General features: G+C 72.6%; 5 protein-coding genes and 1 pseudogene. 3 read left to right on the forward strand and 3 right to left on the reverse strand.

Features of this window, described 5'->3' with window-relative positions; all coding sequences use genetic code 11:
* Nucleotides 1-4: 4 nt before the first annotated feature.
* From AB0M20_RS21435 to AB0M20_RS21445, 3 genes are all read right to left on the reverse strand, one after another.
* Nucleotides 5-1,537: a DEAD/DEAH box helicase gene (locus AB0M20_RS21435; protein ID WP_364300667.1), complete on the reverse strand. Its 1,533-nt coding sequence runs from the start codon at nucleotides 1,535-1,537 to the stop codon at nucleotides 5-7.
* Between the two features lie 223 nt (nucleotides 1,538-1,760).
* Nucleotides 1,761-1,985: a DUF3107 domain-containing protein gene (locus AB0M20_RS21440; RefSeq protein ID WP_364300669.1), complete on the reverse strand. Its 225-nt coding sequence runs from the start codon at nucleotides 1,983-1,985 to the stop codon at nucleotides 1,761-1,763.
* Between the two features lie 36 nt (nucleotides 1,986-2,021).
* Entirely contained in the window at nucleotides 2,022-2,669 is a 648-nt protein-coding gene (locus tag AB0M20_RS21445; protein WP_364300671.1) for a TetR/AcrR family transcriptional regulator, read from the reverse strand.
* 230 nt (nucleotides 2,670-2,899) lie between these two features.
* On the opposite strand from AB0M20_RS21445, the gene AB0M20_RS21450 reads away from it, so the two are divergent.
* The 3 genes and pseudogenes from AB0M20_RS21450 to AB0M20_RS21460 all read left to right on the forward strand — a co-directional run.
* Nucleotides 2,900-5,026, forward strand: a complete 2,127-nt coding sequence (locus AB0M20_RS21450; protein ID WP_364300673.1) for a Daple — start codon at nucleotides 2,900-2,902, stop codon at nucleotides 5,024-5,026.
* Nucleotides 5,023-5,982: an alpha/beta hydrolase gene (locus tag AB0M20_RS21455; RefSeq protein WP_364300675.1), complete on the forward strand. Its 960-nt coding sequence runs from the start codon at nucleotides 5,023-5,025 to the stop codon at nucleotides 5,980-5,982. Before AB0M20_RS21450 ends, AB0M20_RS21455 begins: the two co-directional genes overlap by 4 nt.
* A 25-nt stretch (nucleotides 5,983-6,007) precedes the next feature.
* Nucleotides 6,008-6,320: pseudogene (locus AB0M20_RS21460) on the forward strand (hypothetical protein); the annotation flags it as partial.

The raw sequence follows: 6,320 nt of genomic DNA on the forward strand, positions 1-6,320 counted from the left end.
CATCTCAACCTTTATTAAGATTTTTCCTAGTTGAATCTTCTTTTCTAGATAAAGCGTCGGCGGGCCCTCGACCGACTCGACCGCGCCGGCTCCGGCCGCCGCTGCCGCCACCGGCACCACGGCCACGGCCGCCGTCCCGGGTACGCCCGCGGCGCGACCCGCCGCCGAGGTCCTCCTCGACCTCGGCCGACAACCCGGCCCGGGTCCGCCCGGCGGTCGGCAGCGTCCCCGACACGTCCGAGGGAATGTCCAGATCGGCGTAGAGCGCCGCCGAGGTGTGGTACGTCTCGGGCGGCTGCGGCATGTTGAGCCCCATCGACTTGTCGATGAGCACCCACCGCGGCATGTCCTCCCAGTCCACAAAGGTCACCGCGACTCCGGTGGCGCCGGCCCGGCCGGTCCGCCCGATCCGGTGCGTGTACGTGTCGGGGTCCTCGGGGCAGTCGTAGTTGAGGACGTGCGTGACACCGGACACGTCCAGCCCGCGGGCCGCGACGTCGGTGGCCACCAGCACGTCGATCTTGCCGGTGCGGAACGCCCGCAGCGCCCGCTCCCGCGCGCCCTGCCCCAGGTCACCGTGCACGGCCGCGACCGCGAACCCGCGGAAGTCCAGGTCCTCGGCCACCCGGTCGGCGGCCCGCTTCGTCCGCGTGAAGATCATGGTCAGCCCACGGCCGTTCGCCTGCAGGATCCGCGCCACCATCTCGAGCTTGTTCATCGGGTGGGTGCGGTAGACGACCTGCTTGGTCAGCGGGCTCGGCCCGCTCTCCGTGGTGTGCCCGGCGTGGATGGTCACCGGGTGGTGCAGGAAGCGCCGCGACAGCGCCACGATCGGGTCCGGCATGGTCGCCGAGAAGAGCATCGTCTGGCGCTGCTCGGGCAGCATCGCCAGGATCTTCTCCACGTCCTCCAGGAAGCCCAGGTCGAGCATCCGGTCGGCCTCGTCGAGCACCAGCGCGCCGATCGAGGTCAGCTTCAACTGCTTCTGCTTCGCCAGGTCGAGCAGCCGGCCGGGGGTGCCGACCAGGATCTCGATGCCCTTCTTCAGCGCCTCGACCTGCGGCTCGTACGCGACGCCGCCGTAGATCGGCAGCACCCGCACGCCGCGGGTGGCGCCCGCGGCGGCGATGTCGCGGGCCACCTGCAGGCCCAGCTCACGGGTCGGGACGACGACCAGCGCCTGGGGCTGCCCGTCGGCCGGGAAGCCGTCCTCGCCCGGGGCGGTGACCCGCTCGAGAAGGGGCAGGCCGAAGCCCAGTGTCTTACCGGTGCCCGTCGGCGCCTGCCCGATCAGGTCGGTGCCGCGCAGGGCGATCGGCAGTGCGTACTCCTGAATGGCGAAGGCCCTGGTGATGCCGGCGGCCTCGAGGGCCTCCACCGTCTCCGCGCGCACGCCGAGCTCGGCGAAGGTCGGGCTGTCGGGTCGCACGGGCGCGCGCGTCAGTGCGGGGACCAGAGCCGGCTCTGTCTCGCCGTCCACAGCTCCGCCCCCGACCTCGACCGGACTGAAGGCTGAGGTGTTGTCGATGTCGCTCATGAAGTTCTACGGGTGCCTCTCGTGGTGCGCCCGTCGAAGTCCTGGGCGCGGTATGGGTAAGGCGCGGGCCGCACGCGGAAAAACAGATCGCGGGCCACACGCGCTGCCGCCGGAGAAGTGAAATCGTCGGCGGCGACGAAAGGAGTCTACCCGACCATGAGAGTCAGCAGCTGATGAGCGTGATGAGCGGGGGACCGAAGCCCCCCGCCAGAACAAACGAAGATCAGCGCGTGGTGAAGCCGAACGGCCGGTTGGACGACTCGGCGATCTCCACGTAGGCCACCTTGGCGATCGGAACGATCACCTTCCGGCCCTTCTCGTCTGCGAGCGTGAGCACGCCGTCCTTGGCCAACGCCTCGGTCACCAGCTGCTCGACCTCCGCCGGGGTCTGTGCGCTCTCGAGCGTCAGCTCACGCGGCGCGTGCTGCACGCCGATCTTGACCTCCACGGGGTCCTCCTTGTTGTGCGGTCTGCGCTTCGAAGGTTATCCGATGTCGGCGCTGGAACCGCCCTGCAGCGGGAAGCTGCCGATGCCGCGCCAGATCAGGGCCGTGGCCAGGCCCTCGGCCTCCTCCTTGGGGATCAGCCGGCCGCTCGCCAGCCAGTACTGCGCGCTCTGCCCGGAGGCGCCGACCAGCGCGGAGGCGAGGAGCTCGGCGTGCGCGGTGCTCAGCCCGGTGTCGGAGATGATCGTCTCGGTCACCGCCGCGATGCAGCCCTGCTCGACCCGCTCGACCCGCTCGCGTACCTGCGGGTCGTTGCGCAGGTCCGACTCGAAGACCAGCCGGAACGCCTCGCTCTCGTGGTCGACGAAGTCGAAATACGCCTGCACCGCCCCGCGGACCCGTTCCCGGTTGTCCGTCGTGCTCAGCATCGCGGCACGCACCTGAGCGATTATCGCGTCGCAGTGGGTGTCCAGCAGCGCCAGATAGAGCTCGAGCTTGCCGGGGAAGTGCTGGTAGAGCACCGGCTTGGACACGCCCGCCCGCTCGGCGATGTCGTCCATCGCGGCCGCGTGGTAGCCGTGTGCGACGAAGATCTGCTGCGCTGCGGCGAGCAGCTGCTTACGACGTGCGGACCGGGGCAGGCGCGTGGGTCGCGCGGTCTGCGCGCCGCCGGACGCAGCGGTCATGATCTCTCCAATGTCTAGCGCTCGGTCCCCGCATCGTGGTGCTCATCGCCCACCCGGTCGAGTCTCACCCCCGGCCGGGCAATTGTCGCGACGCTGCAACTTATCGCCACTGCCACCACACGGTAGCCTCAGCTGGGGCGAGCAAGGAGCACGCGGTGGATGAAACTGGGCATTCCGGCGACAATGGGGCAGGAAGAGGCGGCAGTGGGGAGTCGCGCGACCGCGCTCTGTTGAACGGCTGGGCATCGTCCGGGAGTCCGTGGGCGGCCGCCGCCGGTCGCAACGAGGAGGCCGAGGAGGACATCCCGGCCTGGCGCCGGCCCGCTCAGGAGATCCGGCCGTTCACCCGCCAGCCCCCCGCGGTCGAGCCACCGCCCGCCGACGTCAGACCCTTCGCCAACCCCAATTCGGGGGTACGCCCGTTCGGTTCGTCCCCGGCCCCCGTCTCACCCTCCGCAACCGCCGAGCCCGAGCCGCCCGCCCCGCACTGGTCGGACAGCAACCAGCGCTACGAGGACCTGCTCAAGCACTTCAACACCGATCGCGGCGAGCCCAGCGCGCCGTCCCGGTTCCAGAGCCTCGCGCACCCCGACGACGAGTCGCCGGCGCCCCGCGGCCTGAACTCGCTGCGGCGCGACAACCGGGAGTCCGGCCTGCCGCGCGAGAGTGTCCCCCGCGAGGAGGACCTGCGCCCGCAGCCGGCCGGTCACCCCGACGCCCCGCCGCCGAGCAGCGCTCCGCCGTACCCGTACGAGGGCGACCTGGACGACACCGCCCAGAGCCCCACGTTCCAGAGCCCGACTTTCCAGAACCCCACCTTCCAGGGCCCGACCTACCCGGCGGTCCGCCCGGTCAGCAGTCCGCACCGCGTCGAGCCGGCCCGGCACGCCCTCGATCCCACGCCGTTCGCCGGTAACCCGATCGTGCAGCCGCCGCAGCCGCAGCCACAGCCATCGCGACAGCCGCCGCCGGTCGCGGTCGTGGGGTACACGACCGAGCCGCCGCGAGTCCAGCCCGGCTACGACCCCGGCACGTTCCCGCGCCGCCTGCCCTACGAGCAGCACACCCCGGCCCGTTTCGCCCCGGCGAACGAGAACGCCACCGCTTATGCCACCCCGCCCGCGTACGCCCCGCCGGTGCCCGAGCAACAGACGCCTCGCGGCCTGCCCCAGCGGGTCCCGGCGAAACCGGACGTCCCGACCGTGCCCGAGCCGCCGGCCCCCGACCAGTCCGCCGAAACGCCCGAGCTGGCGCGCATCGCGACCCACCTGCGCCGCGACGACCTGCCGGCGCCGCAGGACCGGGAGGAGGGCTTCGACGTCCAGGCGATCCTGGCCGCGGTCCGGGAGGTCGACGGCGTCCGCGACGCGATGCTGCGCACCACCCCGCAGGGGGCGAACAGCCTGCGGCTGGACCTGTCCGAGGGCGCCGACCCGGCCGAGGTGAGCCGCCAGGTGGCCCGCCTGCTGCAGGACCGGATGGGTCTGGACGCCGCGATGCAGGGCGGTGAGACCGCGCCGCCGCCGCGCATGCCGCCGGCGTCGCCCCCGGCGCCGGTCGCGTCCGCGCCGGTCGTCGTGCCGCCGCCCCCGCCCGCTCTCGTGCCGAGTCAGCCCGGGCCGGCCGATCCGATCGCCGGCTCCGCGCCGCCGGCCGGGCAGGCCCTGAGCCGGATGCCGACCGAGCCGTTGCGGCCCGACCAGATCCATACGGAGCCGGCGCAGACCCAGAGACAGGCTCCCGAGCGGACTCAAGCGCAACCCCAGGAACAGCCGCAGCGCCAGGTAGAAGTGCAGCGCCAGGTGGAGCCGCAGCGGCAGGTGGAGGCGCAGCGGCAGGTACGGCCGCAGTCGCCGGCGCCGGTGCAAGCGGAGTCGCCGGAGACCGAGGCGGCGCAGCGGCCCGACGAGTCGCCGCGCCCGCTGGACGTCGGCGAGGAGCCCGGCCCGCGCGTGATGATCGACAACGTCCAGGTCACGACGTTCGGCACCGAGGCCACGGTCGAGGTCAAGCTCGAGGTCGACGGGCGTACCGCGCGGGGGGTGGCGTCCGGTCCCGCCGTCGACGGCTACCTCCTGCGGCTCTGCGCCACCGCCACCTCCGAGGCGATCAACGACCTGCTCTCGTACGCCGACCGGCACCCGGACGGCCCGGCCCGCTGCTTCGTCGAGCACGCCGCGGCGGTGCCCTTCGGCGGCACCCAGGTCGCGGTGGTCGTGATGCTGATGTCGGTCGGTGGCGCCTGGGTCGAGCAGCTCGCCGGCTCGGCGATGGTCGGCGCCGACGGCCGCCACGCGATGGTCCGCGCCACGCTCGCCGCGGTGAACCGGAGACTCGAGGCACTCTTGTCCCGATGAAGGGTGCACAGCTGGCCGCCGAGGACGCGCTGCCGCCGGACGGCGAGATTCCACCGCCCTGGCCGTCCCGCCGGGTGACGATCGACGGCGCGACGCTGCAGGTCCGCGACACCGCCCCGACCTCGCCGAACGCCGAGCCCGCCGTCTACGTGCACGGCCTGGGCGGGTCGTCGCAGAATTTCACCGACGTCGCCGGCCTGCTCGCGCACCGCTTCGACGGCCAGGCGGTCGACCTGCCCGGCTTCGGCTACAGCGACCCGAGCAAGCGTTACTCGATCCCGGCCTTCGCCGACACGCTGACCAAGTTCCTCGACTTCGGCGGCCGCGGCCCGGTGCACCTGATCGGCAATTCGCTGGGCGGCTCGATCGCCGTACGCGTGGCGGCCCTGCGCCCCGACCTCATCCGTACCCTCACCCTGATCTCCCCGGCCATGCCCTTCCTCGACGTCCGCCGCACCGAGCAGCGTCAGGTCCTGCCCGTGCTCGCGCTGCCCCGCGCCGAGCGGATCTTTGCGTGGGGGATGGCCCGGCTGACCGTCGAGCAGATGGCCGAGCAGGTGCTGATCGCGTGCTTCGGCGACGCCACCAGGGTGCACGCCCAGCGCCGCGCCGAGGCGCTCGAGGAGATCCGGCTGCGCTACACGGTCGAGCACTACCCGGCCACCTACGTGGGCACGCTGCGCGGACTGGTCTCCAGCTTCGTGCGGGCGTACCTCCCCGGGGTGAATTCGCAGTGGCGGCTCGCCGCCCGGATCACCGCGCCCACCCTGGTCATCGGCGGCCTGCGGGACAAGCTGGTCGATCCGAGGGTGCCGGCCCAGGTGGCGAGGACGATCCCGGACGCCAGGCTGCTCGTCCTGCCGCGGGTGGGGCACGTCGCCCAGATGGAGGTGCCGCGGATCGTGGCCCAGGCGATCGTGGGGCTGCTCGACGAGGTGGGTTCCCCGGTGCGTTGATCGTCGCTGTGCGAGTCTGTTCCGGATGACCTCCGCCCGCCGACGTTCCCCGCGATGGCCCCTCGCAGCGCCCCTGGTCGTGCTCGCCGTGGTGTTCACCGCGGGGCTGCTGCGTGCGCGGATGGAGCCGTCGGTCCCGGTCCCGGAGGCCGCGGCGAGTGCGCCGGCCCCGACCCCGACCCCGACCCCGACCCCGATCTCGACCCCGGTGCGGACCGAGCCGAGGACGGCCGGCGCCGCCGAGGACAAGCCCCGGACCCGGTTGGTCCGGCTCCCGGCTCAGGGAAGCGGGCGATTCGGGTACGCGGGAGGCCGCAGCAAGGTCCTCGGCTCGAGGG

Origin of the sequence: Actinoplanes sp. NPDC051633 (assembly GCF_040681735.1) — a bacterium.
GTDB lineage: Bacteria > Actinomycetota > Actinomycetes > Mycobacteriales > Micromonosporaceae > Actinoplanes.